The sequence below is a fragment of the Serratia sp. AR11 genome (genome assembly GCF_056376275.1).
This window is the reverse complement of sequence record NZ_CM150739.1, coordinates 5,191,798-5,214,830: the sequence shown is the minus strand read 5'-3', so window position 1 is coordinate 5,214,830 and position 23,033 is coordinate 5,191,798. Positions and strand designations below refer to the sequence as shown.

The following is a 23,033-nucleotide window of genomic DNA, read 5'->3' as shown; positions in this document are numbered from 1 at the left end:
ATATATGATTGAAAATCAATAGATCGTATACAACTATTATCCAGAATAAATGACTATATAAATAGCAATATGCGAGATATTAGATCGCCAGAATTAGTCTTCACACTACAATTAGCAATATTGTTTTGATAATATCGCCCTCAGACAGCAGATGATGAATTCTGGCTGTTAATCATAAGTTAAAAGTTAACTCGTTGTTTTGAAAGGTATGTAGGCCATAAATACTGGCTTGCATGCGGACTTTATTCATTGTGGTGCGGCTAACTCTCTTCGTGAAATTAACAAATTTATAACAATGTGATTGGCTGTCGGATTATTACCAATATCCGCCTGTTGCCGTGCGATTTTGTTATTTAACTCGTTAGGATTAATCAGAGGAAGTGAGGTCTGGCAGGGCTTCGCGACACAATAATGACCTAAGTGATAATTAAGGGATGATAAACGGAATGATTACAATAACTGATGATTCAACTCGCCGTTCTGCTACCGTTATGGCCGCGTTGATAATGACATGTTTACTGTTGTCCGGCTGTGTTGGAAAAAATAGCACGGGTAACGTTGCCGTGAAAAAAGTTTCACAGAATAATCCTAAGGAAAACACTGATGAGCAACGCATTGCGCTTTGTCAGCAACGGGTCAATTCGCTCAAGGATATTAATCCGCAAAGCTACCAGAAAAGGATAGCTTATTTTAACGGACTGTTATCCAACGCCTCCGGATATGCCGGCATTCGCAGTAATGTCGATGAAAGTACCCGTAAGGCTATAGACGCACTTTATAAATACAAGACCGAGAAGTTCTGCGCCGACGTTGAACATGAGCTAATGTCCAGTCTGTCCAGCCGGGTGGAGAGCCTGTAGCCATGAAAAAGTACGCGGAAGGAGCCGCGGCTTTACTGCTGTTGATTGCAGGAGGCAGCGCGTTAGCGGCAGGTAATGCGTCTGGCGGGGATGACGGCATCCCTGCATTGCTGAAATTTGCCGAGCAACAGCAGGCCGTGCCGGTGGTGGAAAAAGTGCCGCCGACGCCCCCGCCTGCGGCCAGCAAGCCAAAACCTGCGCCCGTTCCGCGTGGGGATAACGCCCGGCTAGCGGCGTTGAATCAGGCGTTACAGCGGCAGGCCGACACTATCCGCCTGTTGGAACAGCAGTTGGCAACTCAGGCTCAACCAACGATGCCGGTACCGCTACCCAAGGCTGCACCTGTGGATATCCGGCCGCTGGTGGCGGCGTTAAAAGGCGTTCGCCGGGCCATTGCCACACCGCCGGATCTACTTGCCATGGCGGCAGCACTAGCACGGCAGCAGCGGTTGATCGCGGAGCAAGAGCGGCAATTGCAGCAGCTCAACCGCCAGCTTCAGCCACCGGAGCTGGTCAGTGTGGCAGATAAACAGGCTTACGCCGCCGGGGTTTCGCTCGGACGCGACATTCTGCGGCTGCAGGAAGAGAACCGACGGCTGGGGATTGAGGCCGATCGGTCACGTCTGCTGGCGGGTATTGGCGATACGTTGGCGGGCAAGCCGCGGCTGGACAACGCCGCTATCGACAGCGCGCTGCAGGCTGCAGACGCTGCATTGCAGCAGGCCCGGCAGCAACGGCAACAGGACATACGGCAGGATGGCAAAGCCTATCTTGCCGATTTTGCCAAACAGCCGGGGGTACAAAAGGATGAACTCGGCTTCTATTACCGTGTGGATTACGCCGGCAGTGGGCAGATAGCCGCAGGCGACAATGTCGATATTGTGGTGCGTGAAAGCCTGCCCGACGGGCAAGTGATCAAGGATATGGAGTTGGCCGGCACGGTGATCTCACAACCCCTGGCACAGTACCCGGCGCTGTTCCGCGCAGCCATCGGCAAACTGAACAAACACGGTTCGATGACTCTGGTGGTGCCGGCGGCGCTGGCCTATGGCGATAAGGGAAGCCCACCCGCCATACCACCTGGGGCCACCATGATTTATACCCTGCGCGTGGCGGATGCGCTGCCGCAGGACAGGAGCAGGCAATAGTAACTCAAGGAGAACGCGATGGCCAAGGTGCCGATAACATATGAAATCAGGAAGTCACATATGCTAAACGTGTTACGAAAACTGTGTATGGAACGTGCGGCCGGAGCCGATGGACAGCATCCACCCGCGCCGGAACACTGGCCCAAAACCAGGGAGTTGGCGGATAAATGCGGTGAGAATATTTACACTACGCGTACCTTGCTATTGGCGTTGGAAAAAGAGGGCAAAGTGAGCTGTACCCATCGCAGCATCAATAATTCGTTGCGCTGGTATATTTGTACATCAGCCAAAAAAGCGTAATTCCTTTCCCGTTTTGTGTTTTGACTACCTTTCACAGCAGAGATTTATAGGGCTGACGGAGCGAAATGCCCCTCAGCCCGACTCCTTTGTTACGGCTAATGACCAACCATTGTCAGTGCATTTTTTTAAGCTCTATACTGGTGGCCTGAGCGCCAATATTTTTATGAGGGATGCGGTTTTATAATGAAGGAAAGCAAAGAAATACTGTTGTTGGATGATATTCATTATCAAATAGGTGAGCAGGTTATTCTGGATTCTGTCTCTTTCGGTCTGAATCAGGGGGAATTTAAACTGATTACCGGGCCGTCCGGCTGCGGGAAAAGTACGCTGCTTAAAATCGTTTCCTCGCTGATCGACCCGACCCGTGGAAAAATTATTTTTGCCGGTAAGGCCATCACCGAAATACCTCCGGAAGAATATCGCCAGCAGGTGTCTTACTGTTTTCAAACCCCCTCGCTGTTTGGCGACAGCGTGTATGACAATATTGCGTTGCCTTACCAGATCCGTAAGCAAAAACCGGACGAGAAAAAAATGCAGGCCGATCTGGTGCGCTTTGGGCTGCCGGAAAATATGCTGAAGAAAAGCGTGAATGAATTATCCGGTGGGGAGAAACAGCGCATTTCCTTGATCCGTAATCTGCAATTTATGCCCAGAGTACTGTTATTGGATGAGATTACCAGTGCGTTGGATGAAGATAATAAGCGCAATGTAAACGAAATTATTCATCAACTGATAGAGCAGCATGGCGTGGCAGTGCTGTGGGTCACGCATGATAAAGATGAAATCAAACATGCGGATGATGTGATTACCCTGAGTGCGCACGGTGCAAGCGCACAGGAGACAAACGATGAACCAGCATAATATCAGCAATGAGTCCCTGGTGCTGTCGATGGTATTGGTGGTGATCGCCATTTTCATCAGCCATAAAGAAAAGTTGGCGTTGGAAAAAGACATTATCTGGAGCATTTGCCGCGCGGTGGTGCAGCTGATTATCGTCGGCTATGTGCTGAAGTACATTTTTGATGTGAACAACGCTATTCTGACCGTGCTGATGGTGCTGTTTATCTGCTTTAACGCCGCTTACAACGCGCAAAAACGCAGTAAATATATCGGTCATGCGTTCATGACGTCATTTATCGCCATTACCACTGGTGCGGTACTGACGCTGGTGGTGCTGGTGCTGACCGGCTCGATAGAATTTACCCCGATGCAGGTGATCCCGATTTCCGGCATGGTGGCCGGTAATGCGATGGTGGCGGTGGGGCTGTGCTACAACAACCTGGGGCAGCGTTTCAAAAGCGATCAGCAGAAGATTCAGGAAATGCTCAGCCTGGGGGCATCACCGAAGTTTGCCTCGGCTGCGCTGATCCGCGACAGCATCCGCGCTTCGTTGATCCCGACGGTAGACTCGGCCAAAACCGTCGGCCTGGTCAGCCTGCCGGGCATGATGTCCGGTCTGATCTTCGCCGGTATTGACCCGGTGAAAGCCATTAAGTACCAGATTATGGTGACCTTTATGCTGCTTTCTACCGCCAGCCTGTCGACCATTATCGCCTGCTACCTGGCCTACCGTAAGTTCTACAATGCCCGCCATCAACTGGTGGTGAGCACGCTGAAATAGCGCCATAAAAACGGCCTCGGAAGAGGTAATGCTTGTAAGTTAAGGTGATATTGTTCCCTCTCCTTTGGGAGAGGGTCAGGGTGAGGGGATACATACCAACGCGAAAGCCCCTCACCCCGGCCCTCTCCCTCGGGAGAGGGGGACGCCCACTTAAACAACGTCGTACATTCTTATTCAGAACTTTGCTTAACTGATCGGCATTACCTCCGAAGAGGCCGTTTTACTGTCGATTACCCTTGCAGCAGAGCGATGCTCTGGCGGATTTCACGTTCGATATCCGCCTCTGTCCAGCTATCCAACTGCGAAGAGAACGGCTCGAAGGCGTAAATGCCGGTGTAGCCCAGGCGCTCCAGATTCTGCACCTGCTTTTTGCTCTCCAGCCGATCCTGATGACTCAACATAATGCGTTCTTCGTCGCTGAGCGCGCTTTTGCTTCGCGCATCTTCCACCCCGGAAAGGTGTACCAGACCGATACCCTCAATCTGAATTTGCGCATCAAACTCAAGCTGCGCCACATCACTTAAATAGTGGTGGAAGGTATCCAGCACGATCTTGTACGGCGCGCCGGAGTCGCGAATCAGGGATTGCGTCAGCAGCGATGAGCGCAGTGAACTGATACCGAACCCCAGCGGCTCGACGTAGCCCTGCACGCCATATTGCTTGAACAGGGGAGCCAGCAGCTTCAGCGCCGCCAGCGTATCGGTTTTTTTCTGCTCCTCACTGCGCCGATCGTCCGCGCTGCAGTGTGGACACAGTACCAGCGCCTGGCTATGGATCGCCTGAGCCTGCGACAACAGCGCCTCGGCGTTTTGCAGCAATATGGCACTATCGCCTGGCAGGTTAAACTTGCCGAGGGCGTTAATGGTGACGATTTCGATACCGTATTTGGCCGCCAAAGCATTTAATTGATCGTTGCTCAGGTTATCTGTCACCTTGCCGCTCGGCATATCGTTGCGCAGCTCAACTTTGCTGAGTCCGCACTTTTTTACCAGGCTGAAAAACGGCTCCAAATCGAGATTGGGTGCGATCTTGCGGTTGATACAAAAACGGTCTGGCGCAATGGTCATGATGCATTACTCCTGAATGGTTTGATACAGCCTGAGAATTGCCGACTTACAGCGGCGTGCGTTGTGTTTCGGGTGGCGCTTGGCGATAGCGTTTGGCCATCACCACGTCTTCCATTTTTTCCAGCGAGACGCCTTTGGTTTCCGGAATATAGCGGCCGATGAACCAGTAGCTAAACAGGCAGCAGGCGGCAAAGACCCACATCGGGAAGGCACCATGGAAGCTGGAGAACAGATAAGGGTTGTCGTTGATCATCGGGAAGCTCTGCGAAACGACAAAGTTGGCCAGCCACATGCAGCCGACGGCGATGCTCATGCCCTGCGCTCGCATGCGATTTGGGAAGATTTCCGACACCAGAACCCAGGCACCCACTCCCCAGGACAGGGCGTAAAACACCATAAAGAACAGCATGCCGAACAGGGCAAGGTAGCCGGTGGCCTGGGTGTAGAGCGCATAAGAGGTGATAAGCAACCCGGCAATGGCGCCAAGGGTGCCGTAGCGCATCAGCGGAATGCGGCCCATGCGATCCATCAGCATGGCGCCAATCACTGAACCGACCAACTGCAGCACGCCGATCCAAATGGTTTGGAACAGTGCCTCCTGGGCATTTTCGGTAACGGTTTTCAGCACCATTGGCGCGTAGTACATCATTACGTTGACGCCAGTGACCTGTTGCAGCATGGCGATCATACAGCCGACAAAAAGAATGAAGCGCACCCGCACGTCGCCGAAGTTCAGCTTCTGCTGGTGTTTTTGCCGGTCCTGCTGCAATGAGTCTTTGATTTCCTGCAGTACGCTTTGCGCATGGGCAGCGTTGGAGACTTTGGTCAACATCGCCAAAGCCTGGCTGTCACGGCCGACCATGACGCTCCAGCGCGGCGATTCCGGAATGATAAACACCAGCATCAGGAACAGCATGCACGGGATCACTTCCGACCCTATCATCCAGCGCCAGCCCATCTCCACCAGCCAGGCTTCGCTGGCGATGCTGGCGATTTTGAAGTTAACGTAGAAAATCACAATTTGGCCGAACACGATGGCGAACTGCTGCATGCTGAGCGCTCGACCACGCATGTCTTTAGGTGAGACTTCCGACATATACATCGGTGAGACGGTGGCGGCAATGCCGACGGCCAAACCGCCAATAATGCGGTAAATCACAAACCAGGTGAAGGTCATGGCCAGGGCTGCACCGACCGCTGAAATAGTGAACAGCACCGCCGCCAGCATCAGGGCCTTTTTACGGCCGTAACGCGCAGCCAACGGCCCGGCACCAAAGGCACCGACCACACAGCCGATCACCACGTTAGAGACTGCCCAGCCGGTTTCAAGCGGGTTGAGGTCAAAATAAGTTTTTAGGGCATCGATCGCGCCGGAGATCACGGCGGTGTCATAACCAAACAGAATGCCGCCGAGTGCTGCAATACCGCAAATTCGCAGTATGTACCCGGTGTTGTGCTTACGCTGATGTGACATGTGTTGCTCCGATTTTTTCCTGGCTTCCACCCGCGCAGTAGGTTGTAGGGAATAGGGAGGCGGAAGGGTGTGAACCGTGCCTGTCATCAAGGCGGTGATATTTGAATGAATCTTCTCTAAACAAGAACATTTATTTCATAATTAGTGAATAATGAAATATTGATTTTTAGATCCAGTTCAAAAAAAACCGCAAACAGCCAACAAGGGTTGTCGGGCGATCCTATTGCGGCAGGTTTCGCTATTTTGTCCGGTGGGTCGCCTATTTCTGTATAAAAGTCAGGGCTAATTCCCGCCGCCCGACGGAGAAGTGGTACGGCGAGTTTTTTCCGGCATGTAATGGCTTTGCACAAGGGCATGGCAAAACTGCGACCTCCCGCACTAAAAACAAATTTTCTAAAATAATTTATTTGAAACTTTTTTTTCAATGAAATAGAGTTTGCTTCATCCGGTCAGGATTTAGCCTGCTTGTGGGCCGTTTCCGGCAGGCGGTGTGATGAAAACGCCACCGCTTGCGGCAGTGCCGCAGGCAGTCAGGCGACAGCGGACTTAAAAGAGGGTGAGACATGAAAACCGTGGGTAACTTTATTGGCGGGCAGGTGTGCCTGAGCAGCAGCAATCAAACCGTCGACGTTCATAACCCGGCTACCGGGCAGGTCGAACGTCGCGTTACGCAGAGCACTGCCGCCGAGGTGAAGCAGGCCATTGATGTGGCTCACCAGGCCTTTGCCGACTGGTCGCGTACCACGCCGCTGCGCCGGGCGCGCATCATGTTCAATTTTAAGGCACTGCTGGAACAGCATCGCGACGAGCTGGCAGCGCTGATTGTCAGTGAGCACGGCAAGGTTTACTCCGACGCGCTGGGCGAACTGACCCGCGGCATTGAAGTGGTCGAGTTTGCCTGTGGCATTCCGCATTTGATCAAGGGTGAGTATTCGGCGGACGTCGGCAGCGGCGTTGACAGCTTCTCGCTGATGCAGCCGCTGGGGGTGGTCGCAGGTATCACCCCGTTCAACTTCCCAGCGATGGTGCCGATGTGGATGTTCCCTATCGCGTTGGCCTGCGGCAACACCTTCGTGCTTAAGCCACCGGCGCTGGTGCCTTCGGCTTCGGTGCGGATGGCGGAATTACTGAAAGAAGCCGGCCTGCCGGATGGCGTATTTAACGTGGTGCACTGCGCTAACGAAGATGCCGCGCAGCTGTGCACCGACCCGCATATTCAGGCGGTGAGCTTTGTCGGCTCGTCCGCCGTGGCGGAACATATCTATACTACTGCCAGTGCCCACGGCAAGCGGGTACAGGCCTTCGGCGCGGCGAAAAATCAGGCGATTATCATGCCGGATGCCGATTTGGACGCAACGGTAAATGCCCTGATGGGCGGGGCTTTCGGCTCTGCCGGCGAACGCTGTATGGCGCTGCCGGTGGCGGTGGTGGTCGGTGACGACACGGCTGATAAACTGATCGCCAGACTGAAACCGTTGATCGCTCAACTGCGCGTTGGCCCAGGCATTCAGCAGGGCGGCGAAGAGAACGAAATGGGGCCGCTGGTCTCCTCGGCGCACCAGAAAAAAGTATTGGGTTATATCGATCTTGGCGTCGAAGAAGGCGCAACCCTGGTGGCCGATGGCCGCAATTATCAGGTGGCGGGCTACCCGGACGGCTACTATGTCGGCGGCACCCTGTTTGACCACGTCAAACCAAACATGCGTATCTATCGCGAAGAGATTTTCGGACCTGTGTTGGGTATTGTCCGCGTGCCGGACTACCAGACCGCCATCGACACGGTCAACAGCCACGAGTTTGGCAACGGCAGCGCCATCTTTACCAGCAACGGCCACTACGCACGTCAGTTCGTGCAGGAAGTGCAGGCCGGTATGGTGGGGGTTAACGTACCGGTGCCGGTTCCTATGGCATTCCATAGCTTCGGCGGCTGGAAGCGCTCGGTATTTGGTGCGCTGAACGTGCATGGCACCGACGGTGTACGTTTCTACACCCGCATGAAAACCGCCACCGCCCGCTGGCCAACCGGACAGCAAACGGTGTCTGAATACAGTATGCCGACGTTGGGTTAAAGTTCTACGTTTGAATTGATTAATGCCCATACCCTATGGATTTCGAGTTGCAGCTAGGCGCCCAGCTCGCTCACCCCAGGCGCTTATTTAGTAAGTAACTGGGGTGAGCGACAAATCTGTCGGGAACAGATTTGAACGCTGCTTGCAGCGGCCCCGAAGGGGCAAGACCCACGGATGGGTCTTGTAAAGCAGGTAACAACGCTGCAGCTTGAAAGACGACGGGTATTTAATTCGGAGGAATATATGTCTTCATTACTCGCCAAGTGTCAGCAGCCGGATGGCCAGGGGCGCATCCAGCATGTCACCCCAGAGAATGCCGACTGGCGCTTTGTCGGCTTTGATGTTTATCGCCTTGAGGCCGGTCAATCACTGCGGTTGGAAAGCGGCGACAAAGAGCTGTGCCTGGTGTTGGTCGCCGGCATCGCCTCCGTCGCCACTCTGCGCGCGGAATACCCGAGCATCGGCAAACGCATGAGCCCGTTTGAACGCACTCCGCCTTACGCGGTATACGTGCCGCATCACGACAAGATTGAAGTGCGGGCGGAAAGTGCCCTGGAATTGGCGGTCTGCAGCGCCCCGGGTCATGGGCATCTGCCGTCGCGCTTGATCACCCCGGCGGAGGTCGGCGTCGAACGTCGTGGCAAAGGGCGTAACCAGCGTCTGGTACACAACATTCTGCCGGACAGCGAACCGGCTGACAGCCTGCTGGTGGTGGAGGTGTATACGGATGAGGGTAATACCAGTTCGTACCCCAGCCACAAGCATGACCAGGAAGACTCGCCGGATGAAACCTACCTGGAAGAGACCTATTATCACCGGATCCAGCCGGAGCAGGGTTTTTGCATGCAGCGGGTGTATACCGACGATCGCTCACTGGATGAGTGCATGCCGGTGTATAACCGTGACGTGGTCAAGGTGCCGCGTGGCTACCACCCGGTGGCGACGCTGGCCGGTTACGACAGCTACTATCTCAACGTGATGGCCGGGCCGGTGCGGCTATGGAAGTTCACCTGGGAAAAAGACCACGCCTGGATTAACACCGACGGCTATCCCGCAGCTAAATAATTGCCTATTTACGACGTTGCCAAGATGAGCGTCACCCTCTCCAGGGGGAGAGGGCCGGGGTGAGGGGATTTCACGCCACTATGCCTACCCTTTCCCAAGGGAGAGGGTAATTCTTCGTTACTCTTCTTTGGCGTTATTCAGCGCCAGCGATACCGCCAGGGTCTGCGCCAGACACATTGAAGCAACCTGGGAGCGGAAGCCATCCACCTGCGCCTCTCGTACCACAAAGCACACGTCGCTGAAGGCAGCCAACGGGCTGACCTGGCTGTCGGTTATGGCGATCTGCTGCGCTCCGTTCTTGGCACCTAATTCAACCAGTTCCAGCGCTTCCTGCGCATACGGCGAATAGCTGATGGCAATCACCACGTCATTCGGCTTCACCATGCTGAGCTGTTCGGTAAACATGCCGCCCAGCCCGTCGATCAGGAACGCCCGGCGCTCCAGATGGCGCAACGCATAGGTGAGATAGGATGCGACGCTAAATGAGCGACGCAGGCCAATCACGTAGATATTCTCGGCATTGTTCAGCAGTTCAACCGCCCGATCCAACTGCTCGGAACTGGTTTGCATCGCCAATTGTTGCAGCGCCTGGGCATTGACCATGGTGAAAACGTTAAGGATTTCCGCCGGCTTTTCTGGGGCCACGTTACCGTCGGTAGAGGTCTGCCGGAACAGGCGAGCCCGTTCGGTGTAGTTGACCGTTTCCTCCATCAGGTGCTGGCGGAAAACCTGTTTCATTTCGTTGAAACCGCTAAAGCCAAAGGCGTTGGCAAAGCGGATCAGGGTTGAAGGGGGGACGCTGGCCTGTGCGGCGATGGAGGCGACGGTATCGAAAGCAATGCTGTTACTGTTATCCAAAATGTAACGCGCCACCTGTTTTAAACGCTTGCTCAGCGTTTCATAACGGTGGCGGATCTCGTCCTGTAACAGCGAAAGTTGAGTTGGGTTGTTCATCCATTCGGCTCGCAGTGGGGGCTAAGGCGTATCGGCCTGACGCCTGAGTTATTGACAGGTTATTCTAACAGATGGATTGGAAATTTCATTTCAACAAAAAGCGATTTATTCGATTGCAAGTTGCGTTACTTCACAGAAAAAAGGCAAAAAAATCCCCTTAAAGCGGCGAAAATCCGTTTAAGGGGAGGGTTCGGTAATTAATGCTGGTGAGAGGTTGGGCGATATTGACGCCAGAAACCAATCAGCGTCAGGTATTTTTGTTTCACCTGCTCGATTAACGCGGCGTCATCCAGCTCACCCTGCAGCCAGCGGCGTGAAGGTTGGCCAAAAATGGTCCGCCCGACGGCAAAACCTTTTACCCAGCGTGCATCCGCCGCCGCGGCAAAGCCCGCCTTCAGCGTTTCTTCCGGCGAATCTAGCCCCAGAATCAGCACCCCGCGACACTGGGGATCGTTAGCGTCGATCAACGCGCCGACCTGCTGCCAGTTCTCAGCTCTCAACGGTGGCAACTTCCACCAGTCCGGTTTAATTCCCAGTTGATAAAAGTGCTGCAGCATTTCCAGATAGTGGCTTTCATCCTTGTCGGCGTTGCTTTCCGGCAGGATCACTTCCAGCAACAGTTCATGGCCGGATTTGCAGCAGCCGCGATACACATCGCCAATCAGTTCATCCTGCTCACGGCGCAGTTCGGCGGAGTCATGCGGATGGTAAAACACCAGACATTTCACTACGTGCTCCTGCGGCCAGTCGATCAGCTGCGAGCCAATATTGCCGTGCTCCAACCGCAGCGGACGTGAGCCGGGCAGCTCGACCGGTCGGCCTATCCACCAACCCTGCCCGGTGATCTGGTTCAGCGCCGCTTGGCCATAGGTGGTATCGGCCAGAATGCCGCTGTTGCCCTTCAGCCCGGCGGCCTCTGCGGCCTGTTGCGCCGCCGTCAGCAGCAGGGTTTTCAGTTTGGGGATGCGTTCTTCGCTGACGTTGGCTTCTCGCGCCATATCCGCCAGCTGTTTGCGGTGATCGAAGGCGAACACGCACAGTTCCGGCCATTGCTGTTTGCGGGTGGTGACCCGATGCAGATGGTTAAGCCGCTCATCGCGGTCTGGGCGTTTCACTTGCTGTTCGCGTTGCAGATAGTCATCCAGCTCCTGCTTGCTGGGCATCGCCGGGGCGCAGCCGTGGCGCGAAACCACCAATGCGCCGCAGGCATTGGCATAGCGGCAGGCCTGATCCCAACCTTCATCGTTCAGATAGCCACGCAGCAGGCCGGACATAAAGGCATCACCTGCGCCCAGCACGTTCAGCACTTCAACCCGTACCCCGGAATGCAGTTTTACCTGCTGCCAGTCGGCGGCGATCTCGCCTTCGAATACCGAACAGCCCTGTGCGCCGCGCTTACAGACCAGCGTGGCCTGGGTCGCTTTACGCACGTTTTTCAGAGCGGTCAGGGTGTCGGTGCTGCCACCGGCAATATGAAACTCTTCTTCGGTGCCGACGATCAGATCAAAGTGATGCAGCACCTCCTGCAGTTCGCGGGTCACTTTCTCTGACTCGACAAAGCGGGTTTCACCGTCACCCAGCGACGTCAGGCCCCACAGCACCGGTCGGTAGTCGATATCCAGCGCGGTGCGCAGGCCATGGCGGCGGGCGTATTCCAGCGCTTTTAATACCGCGGCGCGGGTGTTTGGGTGTGACAGGTGAGTGCCGGTTATAGCCAGCGCGCGCGATGACGCGATGTAGGACTCATCGATATCGTCCGGCGTCAGTGCCATATCGGCACAGTTCTCACGGTAGAAAATCAGCGGGAAGGTTTCCTGATCCTTGATGCCGAGGATCACCAGACCGGTCAGCCGCTGGGGGTCGGTGATCAGGCACTGGGTGTCGGCTCCGACGCGTTGCAGTTCTTCACGCAGGAAACGGCCCATATGCTCGTCGCCGACGCGGGCCAGCATGCCGGACTTCAGGCCCTGAATGGCGGTGCCATAAGCCACGTTGCCGGAAGAGCCACCGAGATATTTGGAGAATGTGCTGGCATCTTCCAGGCGTGCGCCGATCTGTTGTGCATAGAAATCGACGGCAATACGCCCGAGACAAATGACATCAAGCTGTTTTTCTTGTGTAGCCATACCCGTTTCCTTCTGTATTAAGCCAAACCCCGACTACGAAGCATTTTTGGAGTATGAGGAATAAAAATTTCAATTTCAAGATTGAATGAAATTTACACCCCAAAAATGTGATGCATTTAAAACGGCGCCAATGCGTTAGCTGAAAGCACTAAAAACCGCGTCCTGTCTGATGCGAAAACACCGGTTAACGGCAAGGTTATCGCTTGTGTCACAAGCTGACGATGCCAAGGGTTGCGGTACCCTCGGCTGCTGCTGGACTGAGGTGTCGGCGGGAGCTGGAGCCCTAAGTCAGTGAATTCTAAAGGCATGAATGAAACGTCGTTTTCATCAATATGCGATCTTTATCGCAAAATGAAATGTTTCTTCTGTAATGTGATTTTATGAAAAATATATTTGTTTATAATCGCTTCACGTTTCAGGTTGTCGGCCTAAGTAGCGCTGCGCGCTTGAAGGCAACGGGGACCACAGAGATTCCAGGCTCGGCATGCAGGTATTTTGCCGGAGCGGGCGCGACTAATCTAAAAGGGTGAGCAAATGGGCAAGATCCGGTTAACCATGGCACAGGCACTCGTCAGGTTCCTTGATAACCAGTATCTGGTAGTCGACGGCGTGGAAACCAAATTCGTCAAAGGCATCTTTGCGATTTTCGGTCACGGCAACGTACTCGGTCTGGGGCAAGCGCTGGAACAGGACAGCGGTGATCTGATCGTGCATCAGGGGCGTAATGAGCAGGGCATGGCTCACGCAGCGACCGGTTTTGCCAAGCAGAAACTGCGTCAACAGATCTACGCCTGCACCTCTTCTGTCGGTCCCGGCGCCGCCAATATGATCACCGCCGCCGCGACGGCCACCGCCAACCGCATTCCTTTATTACTGCTGCCGGGCGATGTTTACGCTTCACGCCAACCGGACCCGGTGTTACAGCAGATTGAACAGTCCTACGATCTCAGTATCAGCACCAACGACGCTTTCCGCGCGGTGAGCAAGTATTGGGATCGCATTGTGCGACCGGAACAGTTGATGAGCGCCTGTATCAACGCGATGCGCGTGCTGACCGATCCGGCGGAAACCGGTGCGGTGACGCTGAGTTTGCCGCAGGACGTACAGGGTGAAGCCTACGACTACCCTGACTACTTCTTCCAAAAACGCGTGCACCGGCTGGATCGCCGTCCGGCGACCGAAGGCATGTTGGCCGACGCGCTGGCGCTGCTGACCACCAAGCGTCAACCGCTGCTGGTGTGCGGCGGTGGGGTGAAATATTCGCAGGCCGGTCAGGCGTTGCGCGAGTTCGCCGAACGCTTCCAGATCCCGTTTGTGGAAACCCAGGCCGGCAAGGGCACAGTCCCGTCCAATCACCCGTTTAACCTGGGTGGCATTGGTGAAACCGGCTGTCTGGCGGCCAATACCCTGGCCAGACAGGCCGATCTGGTGATTGGCGTGGGCACCCGTTATACCGATTTCACTACTTCATCCAAATGGCTGTTCCAGAATCCTGACGTTGATTTTCTCAACGTCAACGTCAGCGCCTTCGACGCCGGTAAGCTCGACGGCCTGCAGGTACTGGCCGATGCCCGTGAGGCACTGTCTGCCCTGGGGGCATTATTGGCTCAGGCCGATTACCGCGCCGGCTGGGGCAACGCCATTGCCGAAGCGCGTAGCGCACAACAGCAGGAAACCGCCCGAGTTTATGCGGTGGAATACACCGGCGAAGGTTTTGTACCGGAAATTGACGACCACCTCGATCGCGACAGCGTGTTTGCCGAATTTATCGAAAAGACCGATTCACTGCTAACCCAAAGCCGGGTGCTGGGGGTGCTAAACCAGCATCTGCCGCAGGATAGCGTGATCGTCGCCGCTGCCGGTAGCCTGCCGGGGGATTTACAGCGCGTGTGGCAGAACCATGGCGAGCACGGCTACCACGTGGAATACGGTTATTCCTGCATGGGTTACGAGGTCAACGCCGCGCTGGGGGTCAAGTTGGCAGAGCCGCAGCGTGAAGTGTACGCGATGGTCGGCGATGGTGCCTTTATGATGCTGCACTCCGAGCTGGTCACCTCAATTCAGGAAGGCTGCAAAATCAACGTGGTGCTGTTCGACAACATGACCAACGGTTGCATCAACAACCTGCAGATGGAACACGGCATGGACAGCTACACCACCGAATTCCGCTTCCGCAACCCGCAGGGCGGCAAACTCGACGGCAAACTGGTTCCGGTCAACTTCGCCATGCTGGCGGCAGCTTACGGTTGTAAAACCTACAGCGTGACCACCGAACAACAGCTGATCGAGGCGCTGGCCGATGCTCGCCGGCAAAGCGTTTCTACCCTGCTGGACATCAAAGTGCTGCCAAAAACCATGGTGCACAAATATCTCAGCTGGTGGCGCGTGGGCGGTGCTCAGGTGGCGGACAGCGAAAAAATTGTCGCCGTGGCCCGCAAGCTGCAAGAGAACATCGACAAGGCCCGCGACTACTGATTAACACATTGCTTGATGACCCAGACCTTGCGTCTGCCGCAACTATTTGAAGAGGATAACGAAAATGACACTGAACATTGGGGTTATTGGCACCGGCGCAATCGGTCGGGATCACATTCGTCGCTGCAGCAAAGTGTTGCAGGGCAGCCGCATCGTGGCGGTCAACGATATTAACCGTGACAACGCCGCCAAGGTGGTGAGCGACCTGAAGCTGGACGCCAAGGTGTATGACAATGGCCACGATCTGGTCAAGGCGGCGGACGTTCAGGCGGTGCTGGTGACCTCCTGGGGCCCGAGCCACGAAGAGTTCGTGCTGGCGGCGATTGCTGCCGGCAAGCCGGTATTCTGCGAGAAGCCGCTGGCGGTCACTGCGCAGGGCTGTAAAAACATCGTTGAGGCAGAGGCCAAACACGGCAAACGCCTGGTGCAGGTAGGCTTTATGCGCCCTTACGATCAGGGCTACCGAGCACTGAAGCAGGTGCTGGCCAGTGGGCAAATCGGCGAACCGCTGATGCTGCACTGTGCGCACCGCAACCCCACCGTGGGTGAAGCTTACACCACGGATATGGCGATCACCGACACCCTGATCCACGAGATCGACGTGTTGCGCTGGCTGCTGGATGACGACTATGTTTCGGTTCAGGTGGTGTTCCCGCGCAAAAGCGCCAAGGCATTCCCGCACCTGAAAGATCCGCAGATCGTGCTGTTTGAAACCGCCAAGGGCACGCGCATCGACGTCGAAATCTTCGTTAACTGCCAGTACGGCTATGACATCCAGTGTGAAGTGGTGGGTGAAACCGGCATTGCCAAACTGCCGGAGCCGTCTTCAGTACAGATGCGCAGCGGGGCCAAACTTTCTACCGAAATTCTGACCGACTGGAAAGATCGCTTTATCGATGCTTACGATGTTGAGCTGCAAGGCTTTATCAACGACGTGCTGGCCGGCAAGTTGACCGGGCCTTCTGCCTGGGACGGCTACGCTGCAGCCGTGACGGCCGATGCCTGTGTGGCTGCGCAGCTCAGCGGCGAGATCGTACCCGTGACTCTGCCGCCACGCCCGGCGTTCTACAACAAGTAGTGTGCTGAACGCGGTACTCACGTTTAAAGGGGAATCACCATGAAGATCGCTTTTGATGTTGATGTCATCAGGGACCTGGGCATCACTAAAATGGTTCAGCAGGTGGCGGACTGGGGCTATCAGTATATTGAGCAGTCGCCGCATCCGCAGATCAATCCGTTCTACAAGCATCCGAAGGCCGGGCGTGAAGTGATGGCGGAATACAAAAACGCGCTGAAGGCCACCGGCGTGGAGATTTCCTCATTTATCGTGGTGTATCGCTGGTCCGGCCCGGGGGAAGATCGTCGCCAGGCGGCGGTCAAAAACTGGCGCAGGATGATCGAGATCGCGGTGGAAATGGGTGTGCAGGTGATCAACACCGAACTGGCGGGCAACCCTAATGAGCCGGAGATCTGTGAAGAGCTGTGGTATCGCTCCATGGAAGAGCTGTTGCCGATTATCGAGCGCGAAGGTATTCGCATGGAGATCCAGTCTCACCCGTGGGACTTCTGCGAGTTGAGCAATGAGACCGCCGATATCGTTAAATCGCTACGTAGCGATCACGTCAAGTACCTCTACAGCGTGCCGCACACCTTCTACTACGACAAAGGCCAGGGTGACGTGGCCGGCATGCTGAAATATGCCGGTGACGATCTCTCGCACGTGTTGATCGCCGACACCATGAACCATACCAAACACTGTCGCTATATCGTCAATCCGCCGGGTGTCGATGCCGCCGTGCACCAGCATATGGGCATCGGCGAAGGGGAAGTGGACTTCGATACCCTGTTCCAGACCCTGCGCGATATGGAGTTTGCCAACCGCAGCTTTAAGGTCGGCGGTGAGTCGATTATCTGCACCTCGCTGTTTGGTTATCCGGAAAGAATGAAAACCCAGGCGGTAGCGACCCGCGAGCGAATCGAAAAAGAGCTGCTGGGTAAATAAATTTCTCGGCTGCGCGGGTTGGCATCACCGTCGGGCCGTTTCGACTATTGAGGCTGAAAATGAATAAAGACAACGTAAAACTGGCCATCGCCCCGATTGGCTGGACCAATGACGACATGCCCGACCTGGGCAAAGAGAATACTTTCCAACAGTGCGTCAGTGAAATGGCGCTGGCCGGGTTCACCGGTAGCGAAGTGGGCAGCAAGTACCCGCGCGATCCGGCGGTGCTGAAACCGATGCTGGATATCCGCGGTATTCAGATCTGCAACGCCTGGTTCAGCACCTTCTTCGCCGATGGCCTGAAAGAAAAAACCATCGATGAGTTTATTAACCATATGAATTTCCTGCATGCGATGGGCGCCAAAGTGATTGGCTGTTCCGAGCAGAGCAAGAGCATTCAGGGCACCACCAAAGGGGTGTTCGAAGAGAAGCCATATTTCAGCGATGAAGAGTGGCAGCGGGTGGCCGATGGCTACAATGAGCTGGCTAAAATTGCCGCTGACAAGGGGATGCAGGTCTGCCTGCACCATCATATGGGCACCGGCATCCAGACTACCGCCGAGATCGACCGCTACATGAGCATGGTAAACGACGACGTTTACCTGCTGTTTGATACCGGCCATGCCTACTACTCCGAAGGCAGCCAGCAGGCGATGATGGCAATTCTGGAAAAATACCTGCCGCGCATTAACCATGTGCATTTGAAAGACGTGCGTGACGAAGTGGTGGCAGAGGTGAAGGCCAACAAACTGAGCTTCCTGGATGGTGTGAAGAAAGGCACCTTCACCGTGCCGGGTGACGGGGTTATCGACTTCCGGCCGGTATTCAAACTACTGGACGAGCGCGGTTACAAAGGCTGGATGGTGGTGGAGGCCGAGCAGGATCCGGCGTTGGCCAATCCGTTTGAGTATGCGGTGAAGGCACGGCGTTATATCAAAGAGACTGCCGGCATTTAATCCGGCCGTGATCTGCAAGGGGCGCTTGATTAATCAATGCGCCCCTTTTTATTCTGTCTGTCAGGCGAGAGTTTTCCAGGTGGTGACCAGCCTGCCAGTCACGAACAAAGGCCTTTTGGCGTTTGCTCTTAAAACTATACGCATTGGAAAACGAGCTTTGCGACGCCATTAACCAAAAGGTGCGAATCGGTTTCTGATTTAACTTCTTTCATCGCCTTGTTTTGCAGTTTGCAATAATCTGCAGCATCCTTTGCTACCAGGGCCTCGGCGCCAGTTACTCTTCCGCGGCCAGGTGAAGCTTCCACCGCCGCCGTATAATCTCCATTCGGCAGTTTCTCTATGTTGCTATGATAAGATAAACCAATAAATCCGACCCGGGTATTGTCGTTTTTTACTGCGCAACCGGATAAGAGAAGCGCAGTTCCTAATAATAAAGTACAAAAACGCATTGTCATTTGATAGTTACTCCGTCTGTGTATTGTTGTGTGTCCCAACATAAAGACAGCCGTCGATAACCTTAGTTCTTATTCGAAGTGTGCAAATCAATGTCGTTTAGTTTTCATTGAAAACACATATCAAAATATTGCTACTGAACGGTCTGGTTTTCTTGATGATTTCATATATAACAATTGGTTATGTGTGAATTTAAAATGGATGTGTAGTTTTGGCGTTACATTTATGGTCGGTTTATTGATTAACGGGTAAAGATGTGTGCGTTTATTTATAACGCGACTTTATATCTACGGGATATTAAATTCCTAAAGTGTCTGGTCTGTATTTTGTTGATTGTTTTTGTAAGGCTTAATAGCCAATTCTCTTTTCTATTTAGTCCATTATATAGCTATTCATTACCTCAAAGAGACTGCCGGCTTTTAAGCCGGCAGGGATCTGCAAGGGGCGCTTGAGCCATCAATGCGCCACTTTTTATTCCGGCTGTCAGGCGAGAGTTTTCCAGGTGGTGACCTGCCCACCGGGCCATGGGGTTGCCGCGTAAACGCCACGGGCGATCGCTCGTGCCAGGGTGTCTGCCGCCAGCGCGCCAATCTGTAGCACCGCCAGCTCTCGGCTGCCTTCGACTTTACGTTGGCCGGTGGACAGGGCAAACACCACGTCGCCGTCGAACGGGCTATGCAGTGGGCGGATAGCACGCGCCATGCCGTCCTGTGCCATCATTGCCACGCGTTTAAGCTCTACCCGTGTCAATGCCAAATCGGTGGCGATACAGGCCAGGGTGGTGTTCTTCCTGCCGCCCGTCGGTTCTTCGGGCATCCAGTCTTCGCCCTGGCCGTGCAGTTGTGCCAGTGCCGAGGCTCCGCCATTGCCAAACTCGCCGTTGATTTCATAAGGCGTAGCCCAGAAGGCGCGGGTGCCCGGGGCCACCACAGAACCCAGGCTGTTGACCGCTACCAGTGCGCCGACGGTAGCGCCATTAGCCGCCATGATTGAAGCCGACCCGAGGCCGCCTTTCAGCTTGCCCATGCCGGTCATGGCGCCATAGCCTGCGCCTACGGTACCGAGCGGGAAGTCGTGACCTGCTTTGCTCGCAGCCTCGATCCCCAGTTGACGATAAGGAGGATTAAGCTGCCAGTCTTTATCGCCGGCGTTGCTTAGATCGTACAGGCATGCGGTGGGGACTATCGGGGAGACCGGCACGCCCGGAGCCGGGCGCAGCGCATAGCCTTTGCCCTGTTGCCCGAGCCAGGCGGCCACGCCATCCGCCGCCGCCAGGCCATACACCGAGCCGCCGCTCAGCACCAGCGCATCGAGGGTTTGCACCAGGTTATCTTCACCCAGCGCATCGGTTTCACGGGTTGCCGGGCCGCCACCGCGTACGTCGACGGCGGCTGTCGCCGGGCGATCCGGCAAGATCACCGTGGTACCGGTACGCACCCGACTGTCCTGGGCGACACCGACCCGCAGGCCGGGCACGTCGGTAATCAGGTTACGGGCGCCGGTACGGACGGCTGGAGAGGTTGGCATCGCGGCCCCCAGAAAGGTGGTGGGAGAAAGGATGCCGATAGCACCCGTTACGCAGGCCAGCGTTTGCACAAAGGTGCGGCGGCTGACGGTGAAGGGGCGGTTTGCCGCCCCTGATCCACTTTTGCTTTCACTCATAATGAGGGTTTTTTCTGTTGTTCGCTGCGAAAACGCGCCATGTGATGGGAATCGACCAGCTCACCGTCGCGCATGGCGTAGGCACGGCTGGTGCCTTCAATTTCAAAACCGAACTTGCGGTAAAGCGCAATGGCGGCCTGATTGTCGGTAAACACCGTCAGTTCGATGCGTTCGATTGCCGCCCAATTGTCGCAGAGGTCAATCATTGCGGTCATCAGGCTGCTGCCGACGCCTTTGCCCTGATGGCGGTCATCAACGCCAATGCCAAAGCTCGCCACGTGACGGCGGCGCACCCGCTGGTTCAGCATAAGGCCCAGTTGGCCGACGATTTGCCCGTCGATGCAGGCCACCAGGCTATGGGTACCTGGTTCAAGGTTGGCAAGGCGTTGGTGCCACGACTCGATTGAATGTAGTGGAAGATGTAGCGTGTCACGGTAAGCCTTCGGCTGAGAATAAAGTTGATGCAGGGCCTGTGCATCTGCCGTTTCCACGTGACGAACTACGATTTCACTCATTACGCTGCTCCTTTGGCTTACCGGTTGAATAACCTCTGAATTTATCCGTTTAATGTTTCGAGTCAATATTATTTCGGATTGGTTAAAAAAACGCTTTACAGATACGAATGATAATGATTATTATTGCGATGCGTTCTCGGGAGAGTATCAACCTTTGGTACCCTCGCTACGAAGGCACGACATTGCTCACATTGCTTCCAAGTATTACTTAGCCAGCTCGGGTGCTGGCTTTTTTTTTGCCTGCGTTCCGCCCTCCAAGCCTCCTCCAAATTCACTGCCCATGGCTCCATAACTCCATCTAATTTTTTGAACAGAGGGAAGAGTTTTTTGCGCTTTCTTATTCTGCTGTCAGGACTAGACTGTAAAAAACATTGAGGAGAGTTGAATATGATTTATTTACGTAAGGCAGAAGATCGCGGTCATGCCAATCATGGTTGGCTGGACAGCTGGCACACCTTCTCATTTGCCAACTATCACGATCCTGATTTTATGGGGTTCTCGGCGCTGCGGGTGATCAACGAAGACGTGATTGACGCAGGGCAGGGTTTTGGCACCCACCCGCATAAAGACATGGAAATCCTGACCTACGTGCTGAGCGGCACGGTAGAACACCAGGACAGCATGGGCAATAAAGAGCAGATCCAGGCCGGTGAATTCCAGATCATGAGTGCCGGCACCGGAGTACGTCACTCCGAGTACAACGGCAATAGCGATCGTCCGTTGCACCTGTACCAGATTTGGATCATTCCCGATCGGGTCGGGCTGGAACCGCGTTATGAGCAACGCATGTTTGATGCGCCACAGGGGCGCCAACTGGTGCTGTCGCCGGACGCACGTGAAGGTTCACTGAAGGTGTTCCAGGACATGACGCTGTCCCGTTGGGCGTTAGGTAAAGACGAACTGGCGGAGTGCCCGATTGAAGCCGGACGTCGCGTGTGGATCCAGGTGGTACGCGGTAAGGTGACGGTCAACGGTCAACAGGCCGGCACCAGCGATGCTTTCGCGGTGTGGGATGAAACCGCACTGTCGATTAAGGCCGATGAAGACAGCGAAATCTTGCTGTTCGATCTGCCGCCAGTCTGATTAAGCGGTAAATATCAAGGGCTCACGCGATGAGCCCTTTTTGCGTCGTACCTTCCAACAACCAACAATATCGGCCCCGGTTTTTTTTTGCTAAAATGAGCGCCCATTCACGGTTAGCCAGTTCATTGATAATGAAGAAAAAACGGCCGGTACTCCAAGATGTTGCAGACAAGGTTGGCGTGACCAAGATGACGGTGAGCCGTTATCTGCGTAATCCCGATCAGGTTTCTGCCGTCTTGCAGCAAAAAATTGCCGTCGCGCTTGATGAGCTGGGCTACATTCCCAACCGTGCGCCGGATATCCTTTCCAACTCCACCAGCCGCGCCATTGGCGTCCTGCTGCCGTCGCTGACCAACCAGGTGTTTGCCGAAGTATTGCGCGGCATCGAGAGCGTCACCGATGCGCACAATTACCAGACCATGCTGGCGCACTACGGCTATTTGCCGGAGCGTGAAGAACAGCGCCTGACCTCGTTGCTGTCTTACAATATTGACGGGTTGATCCTGTCTGAACGTCACCATACGCCACGTACCATGAAAATGATCGAGGTTGCGGGTATCCCGGTCGTCGAGCTGATGGACTGCGTTTCACCCTGTATCGATCTGGCGGTAGGTTTCAATAACTTTGAGGCCGCACGCCAGATGACCCAGCAAATCATCGCGCACGGCCATCGCCACGTGGTGTATTTCGGCGCGCGTCAGGATGAACGTACCATTATCAAACAGCAGGGCTATGAACAGGCGATGCGTGAATCCGGTCTGCAGCCGTACAGCGTGATGACGGCGCGTTCGTCTTCTTATTCCGCCGGTGGTGAACTGCTGCGTCAGGCGCAACGCGACTACCCGCAGATTGACAGTATTTTCTGCACCAACGATGACCTGGCAATAGGGGCTACCTTCGAGTGCCAGCGGCAGGGGCTGTCGATCCCCAACGATATGGCGATTGCCGGTTTCCACGGCCACGATATCGGTCAGGTGATGGTGCCGAAGCTGGCCAGCGTGTTGACGCCGCGTGAACGTATGGGGCAAATCGGCGCCGAACGCCTGTTGGCCCGACTGCGGGGTGAAACGGTCAGCCCGCGCATGGTGGACGTCGGTTTCACCGTGATCCCCGGTGGCAGTATCTGATCGGTTTTAAGCCATTTTAATTCTGGAACCGCGCTGCTTGGCGCGTTTTCATTTCCCTCTGTAAGCCTGCCCCCTG

General features: G+C 55.0%; 20 protein-coding genes. 13 read left to right on the top strand and 7 right to left on the bottom strand.

Annotated elements, in window-relative coordinates:
• Positions 1 to 446 precede the first annotated feature (446 nt).
• The 5 genes from ACSOSI_RS24620 to fetB all read left to right on the top strand — a co-directional run bounded on the left by ACSOSI_RS24620 (position 447) and on the right by fetB (position 3,929).
• Positions 447 to 860 carry a hypothetical protein gene (locus ACSOSI_RS24620; RefSeq protein WP_012147345.1) on the top strand — a complete coding sequence of 138 codons (414 nt, stop codon included), beginning with the start codon at positions 447 to 449 and terminating at the stop codon, positions 858 to 860.
• A 2-nt stretch (positions 861 to 862) separates the two neighbouring features.
• Positions 863 to 2,008: an FKBP-type peptidyl-prolyl cis-trans isomerase N-terminal domain-containing protein gene (locus ACSOSI_RS24615; RefSeq protein WP_476706292.1), complete on the top strand. Its 1,146-nt coding sequence runs from the start codon at positions 863 to 865 to the stop codon at positions 2,006 to 2,008.
• 18 nt (positions 2,009 to 2,026) lie between these two features.
• Positions 2,027 to 2,308, top strand: coding sequence for a FaeA/PapI family transcriptional regulator (locus tag ACSOSI_RS24610; RefSeq protein ID WP_041418798.1), 282 nt, complete (start codon positions 2,027 to 2,029; stop codon positions 2,306 to 2,308).
• A 183-nt stretch (positions 2,309 to 2,491) separates the two neighbouring features.
• Positions 2,492 to 3,169: an iron efflux ABC transporter ATP-binding subunit FetA gene (fetA, locus tag ACSOSI_RS24605; RefSeq protein ID WP_476706291.1), complete on the top strand. Its 678-nt coding sequence runs from the start codon at positions 2,492 to 2,494 to the stop codon at positions 3,167 to 3,169.
• Positions 3,156 to 3,929 carry an iron efflux ABC transporter permease subunit FetB gene (gene fetB, locus ACSOSI_RS24600; protein WP_476706290.1) on the top strand — a complete coding sequence of 258 codons (774 nt, stop codon included), beginning with the start codon at positions 3,156 to 3,158 and terminating at the stop codon, positions 3,927 to 3,929. Before fetA ends, fetB begins: the two co-directional genes overlap by 14 nt.
• A gap of 230 nt (positions 3,930 to 4,159) precedes the next feature.
• Here the strand turns inward: fetB and ACSOSI_RS24595 are convergent, their stop codons facing one another.
• Entirely contained in the window at positions 4,160 to 4,996 is an 837-nt protein-coding gene (locus ACSOSI_RS24595; protein ID WP_476706289.1) for a TIM barrel protein, read from the bottom strand.
• 46 nt (positions 4,997 to 5,042) lie between these two features.
• Positions 5,043 to 6,470, bottom strand: coding sequence for a sugar porter family MFS transporter (locus tag ACSOSI_RS24590; RefSeq protein ID WP_115183587.1), 1,428 nt, complete (start codon positions 6,468 to 6,470; stop codon positions 5,043 to 5,045).
• 563 nt (positions 6,471 to 7,033) lie between these two features.
• Here ACSOSI_RS24590 and ACSOSI_RS24585 point away from each other — a divergent pair.
• Together ACSOSI_RS24585 and iolB are read left to right on the top strand one after the other, a co-directional pair.
• Entirely contained in the window at positions 7,034 to 8,539 is a 1,506-nt protein-coding gene (locus tag ACSOSI_RS24585; RefSeq protein WP_112364234.1) for a CoA-acylating methylmalonate-semialdehyde dehydrogenase, read from the top strand.
• Between the two features lie 243 nt (positions 8,540 to 8,782).
• On the top strand, positions 8,783 to 9,604 hold the full coding sequence (gene iolB / locus ACSOSI_RS24580) for a 5-deoxy-glucuronate isomerase (protein ID WP_261133141.1): 822 nt from the start codon (positions 8,783 to 8,785) through the stop codon (positions 9,602 to 9,604).
• A 117-nt stretch (positions 9,605 to 9,721) separates the two neighbouring features.
• Here iolB and ACSOSI_RS24575 read toward each other — a convergent pair whose 3' ends face one another.
• Together ACSOSI_RS24575 and ACSOSI_RS24570 are read right to left on the bottom strand one after the other, a co-directional pair.
• Positions 9,722 to 10,558, bottom strand: a complete 837-nt coding sequence (locus ACSOSI_RS24575) for a MurR/RpiR family transcriptional regulator (RefSeq protein ID WP_012147336.1) — start codon at positions 10,556 to 10,558, stop codon at positions 9,722 to 9,724.
• Between the two features lie 197 nt (positions 10,559 to 10,755).
• On the bottom strand, positions 10,756 to 12,684 hold the full coding sequence (locus tag ACSOSI_RS24570; RefSeq protein WP_476706288.1) for a bifunctional 5-dehydro-2-deoxygluconokinase/5-dehydro-2-deoxyphosphogluconate aldolase: 1,929 nt from the start codon (positions 12,682 to 12,684) through the stop codon (positions 10,756 to 10,758).
• A gap of 534 nt (positions 12,685 to 13,218) precedes the next feature.
• Between ACSOSI_RS24570 and iolD the strand changes: the two genes are divergently transcribed.
• The 4 genes from iolD to iolE all read left to right on the top strand — a co-directional run bounded on the left by iolD (position 13,219) and on the right by iolE (position 18,117).
• Positions 13,219 to 15,159, top strand: a complete 1,941-nt coding sequence (iolD, locus tag ACSOSI_RS24565) for a 3D-(3,5/4)-trihydroxycyclohexane-1,2-dione acylhydrolase (decyclizing) (protein WP_476706287.1) — start codon at positions 13,219 to 13,221, stop codon at positions 15,157 to 15,159.
• A 64-nt stretch (positions 15,160 to 15,223) separates the two neighbouring features.
• A complete protein-coding gene (iolG, locus tag ACSOSI_RS24560) occupies positions 15,224 to 16,237 on the top strand; it encodes a bifunctional inositol 2-dehydrogenase/D-chiro-inositol 1-dehydrogenase (protein WP_017894323.1) in 1,014 nt (337 codons plus the stop codon).
• 39 nt (positions 16,238 to 16,276) lie between these two features.
• Positions 16,277 to 17,161 carry a sugar phosphate isomerase/epimerase family protein gene (locus ACSOSI_RS24555; protein ID WP_012147332.1) on the top strand — a complete coding sequence of 295 codons (885 nt, stop codon included), beginning with the start codon at positions 16,277 to 16,279 and terminating at the stop codon, positions 17,159 to 17,161.
• 59 nt (positions 17,162 to 17,220) lie between these two features.
• Entirely contained in the window at positions 17,221 to 18,117 is an 897-nt protein-coding gene (iolE, locus tag ACSOSI_RS24550) for a myo-inosose-2 dehydratase (protein ID WP_017894322.1), read from the top strand.
• 134 nt (positions 18,118 to 18,251) lie between these two features.
• Here the strand turns inward: iolE and ACSOSI_RS24545 are convergent, their stop codons facing one another.
• The 3 genes from ACSOSI_RS24545 to ACSOSI_RS24535 form a co-directional block, all read right to left on the bottom strand.
• Positions 18,252 to 18,572 carry a hypothetical protein gene (locus ACSOSI_RS24545; RefSeq protein ID WP_017894321.1) on the bottom strand — a complete coding sequence of 107 codons (321 nt, stop codon included), beginning with the start codon at positions 18,570 to 18,572 and terminating at the stop codon, positions 18,252 to 18,254.
• 481 nt (positions 18,573 to 19,053) lie between these two features.
• A complete protein-coding gene (locus ACSOSI_RS24540) occupies positions 19,054 to 20,232 on the bottom strand; it encodes a P1 family peptidase (RefSeq protein WP_017894320.1) in 1,179 nt (392 codons plus the stop codon).
• Positions 20,229 to 20,747: a GNAT family N-acetyltransferase gene (locus tag ACSOSI_RS24535; protein ID WP_012147329.1), complete on the bottom strand. Its 519-nt coding sequence runs from the start codon at positions 20,745 to 20,747 to the stop codon at positions 20,229 to 20,231. Before ACSOSI_RS24535 ends, ACSOSI_RS24540 begins: the two co-directional genes overlap by 4 nt.
• Before the next feature lie 387 nt (positions 20,748 to 21,134).
• On the opposite strand from ACSOSI_RS24535, the gene ACSOSI_RS24530 reads away from it, so the two are divergent.
• The gene (locus ACSOSI_RS24530; RefSeq protein ID WP_012147328.1) at positions 21,135 to 21,830 is read left to right on the top strand and encodes a pirin family protein; all 696 of its coding nucleotides are present in this window, start codon (positions 21,135 to 21,137) and stop codon (positions 21,828 to 21,830) included.
• 131 nt (positions 21,831 to 21,961) lie between these two features.
• Complete coding sequence (gene gntR / locus ACSOSI_RS24525) at positions 21,962 to 22,957, top strand: gluconate operon transcriptional repressor GntR (RefSeq protein ID WP_017894317.1); 996 nt, start codon at positions 21,962 to 21,964, stop codon at positions 22,955 to 22,957.
• Positions 22,958 to 23,033 lie beyond the last annotated feature (76 nt).

Excerpts from the sequence above, each read along its gene's own strand:
- ACSOSI_RS24620 (WP_012147345.1), top strand. The coding sequence starts at position 447 with ATGATTACAATAACTGATGATTCAACTCGCCGTTCTGCTACCGTTATG.
- ACSOSI_RS24615 (WP_476706292.1), top strand. The coding sequence starts at position 863 with ATGAAAAAGTACGCGGAAGGAGCCGCGGCTTTACTGCTGTTGATTGCA.
- ACSOSI_RS24610 (WP_041418798.1), top strand. The coding sequence starts at position 2,027 with ATGGCCAAGGTGCCGATAACATATGAAATCAGGAAGTCACATATGCTA.
- fetA (WP_476706291.1), top strand. The coding sequence starts at position 2,492 with ATGAAGGAAAGCAAAGAAATACTGTTGTTGGATGATATTCATTATCAA.
- fetB (WP_476706290.1), top strand. The coding sequence starts at position 3,156 with ATGAACCAGCATAATATCAGCAATGAGTCCCTGGTGCTGTCGATGGTA.
- ACSOSI_RS24595 (WP_476706289.1), bottom strand. The coding sequence starts at position 4,996 with ATGACCATTGCGCCAGACCGTTTTTGTATCAACCGCAAGATCGCACCC.
- ACSOSI_RS24590 (WP_115183587.1), bottom strand. The coding sequence starts at position 6,470 with ATGTCACATCAGCGTAAGCACAACACCGGGTACATACTGCGAATTTGC.
- ACSOSI_RS24585 (WP_112364234.1), top strand. The coding sequence starts at position 7,034 with ATGAAAACCGTGGGTAACTTTATTGGCGGGCAGGTGTGCCTGAGCAGC.
- iolB (WP_261133141.1), top strand. The coding sequence starts at position 8,783 with ATGTCTTCATTACTCGCCAAGTGTCAGCAGCCGGATGGCCAGGGGCGC.
- ACSOSI_RS24575 (WP_012147336.1), bottom strand. The coding sequence starts at position 10,558 with ATGAACAACCCAACTCAACTTTCGCTGTTACAGGACGAGATCCGCCAC.
- ACSOSI_RS24570 (WP_476706288.1), bottom strand. The coding sequence starts at position 12,684 with ATGGCTACACAAGAAAAACAGCTTGATGTCATTTGTCTCGGGCGTATT.
- iolD (WP_476706287.1), top strand. The coding sequence starts at position 13,219 with ATGGGCAAGATCCGGTTAACCATGGCACAGGCACTCGTCAGGTTCCTT.
- iolG (WP_017894323.1), top strand. The coding sequence starts at position 15,224 with ATGACACTGAACATTGGGGTTATTGGCACCGGCGCAATCGGTCGGGAT.
- ACSOSI_RS24555 (WP_012147332.1), top strand. The coding sequence starts at position 16,277 with ATGAAGATCGCTTTTGATGTTGATGTCATCAGGGACCTGGGCATCACT.
- iolE (WP_017894322.1), top strand. The coding sequence starts at position 17,221 with ATGAATAAAGACAACGTAAAACTGGCCATCGCCCCGATTGGCTGGACC.
- ACSOSI_RS24545 (WP_017894321.1), bottom strand. The coding sequence starts at position 18,572 with ATGACAATGCGTTTTTGTACTTTATTATTAGGAACTGCGCTTCTCTTA.
- ACSOSI_RS24540 (WP_017894320.1), bottom strand. The coding sequence starts at position 20,232 with ATGAGTGAAAGCAAAAGTGGATCAGGGGCGGCAAACCGCCCCTTCACC.
- ACSOSI_RS24535 (WP_012147329.1), bottom strand. The coding sequence starts at position 20,747 with ATGAGTGAAATCGTAGTTCGTCACGTGGAAACGGCAGATGCACAGGCC.
- ACSOSI_RS24530 (WP_012147328.1), top strand. The coding sequence starts at position 21,135 with ATGATTTATTTACGTAAGGCAGAAGATCGCGGTCATGCCAATCATGGT.
- gntR (WP_017894317.1), top strand. The coding sequence starts at position 21,962 with ATGAAGAAAAAACGGCCGGTACTCCAAGATGTTGCAGACAAGGTTGGC.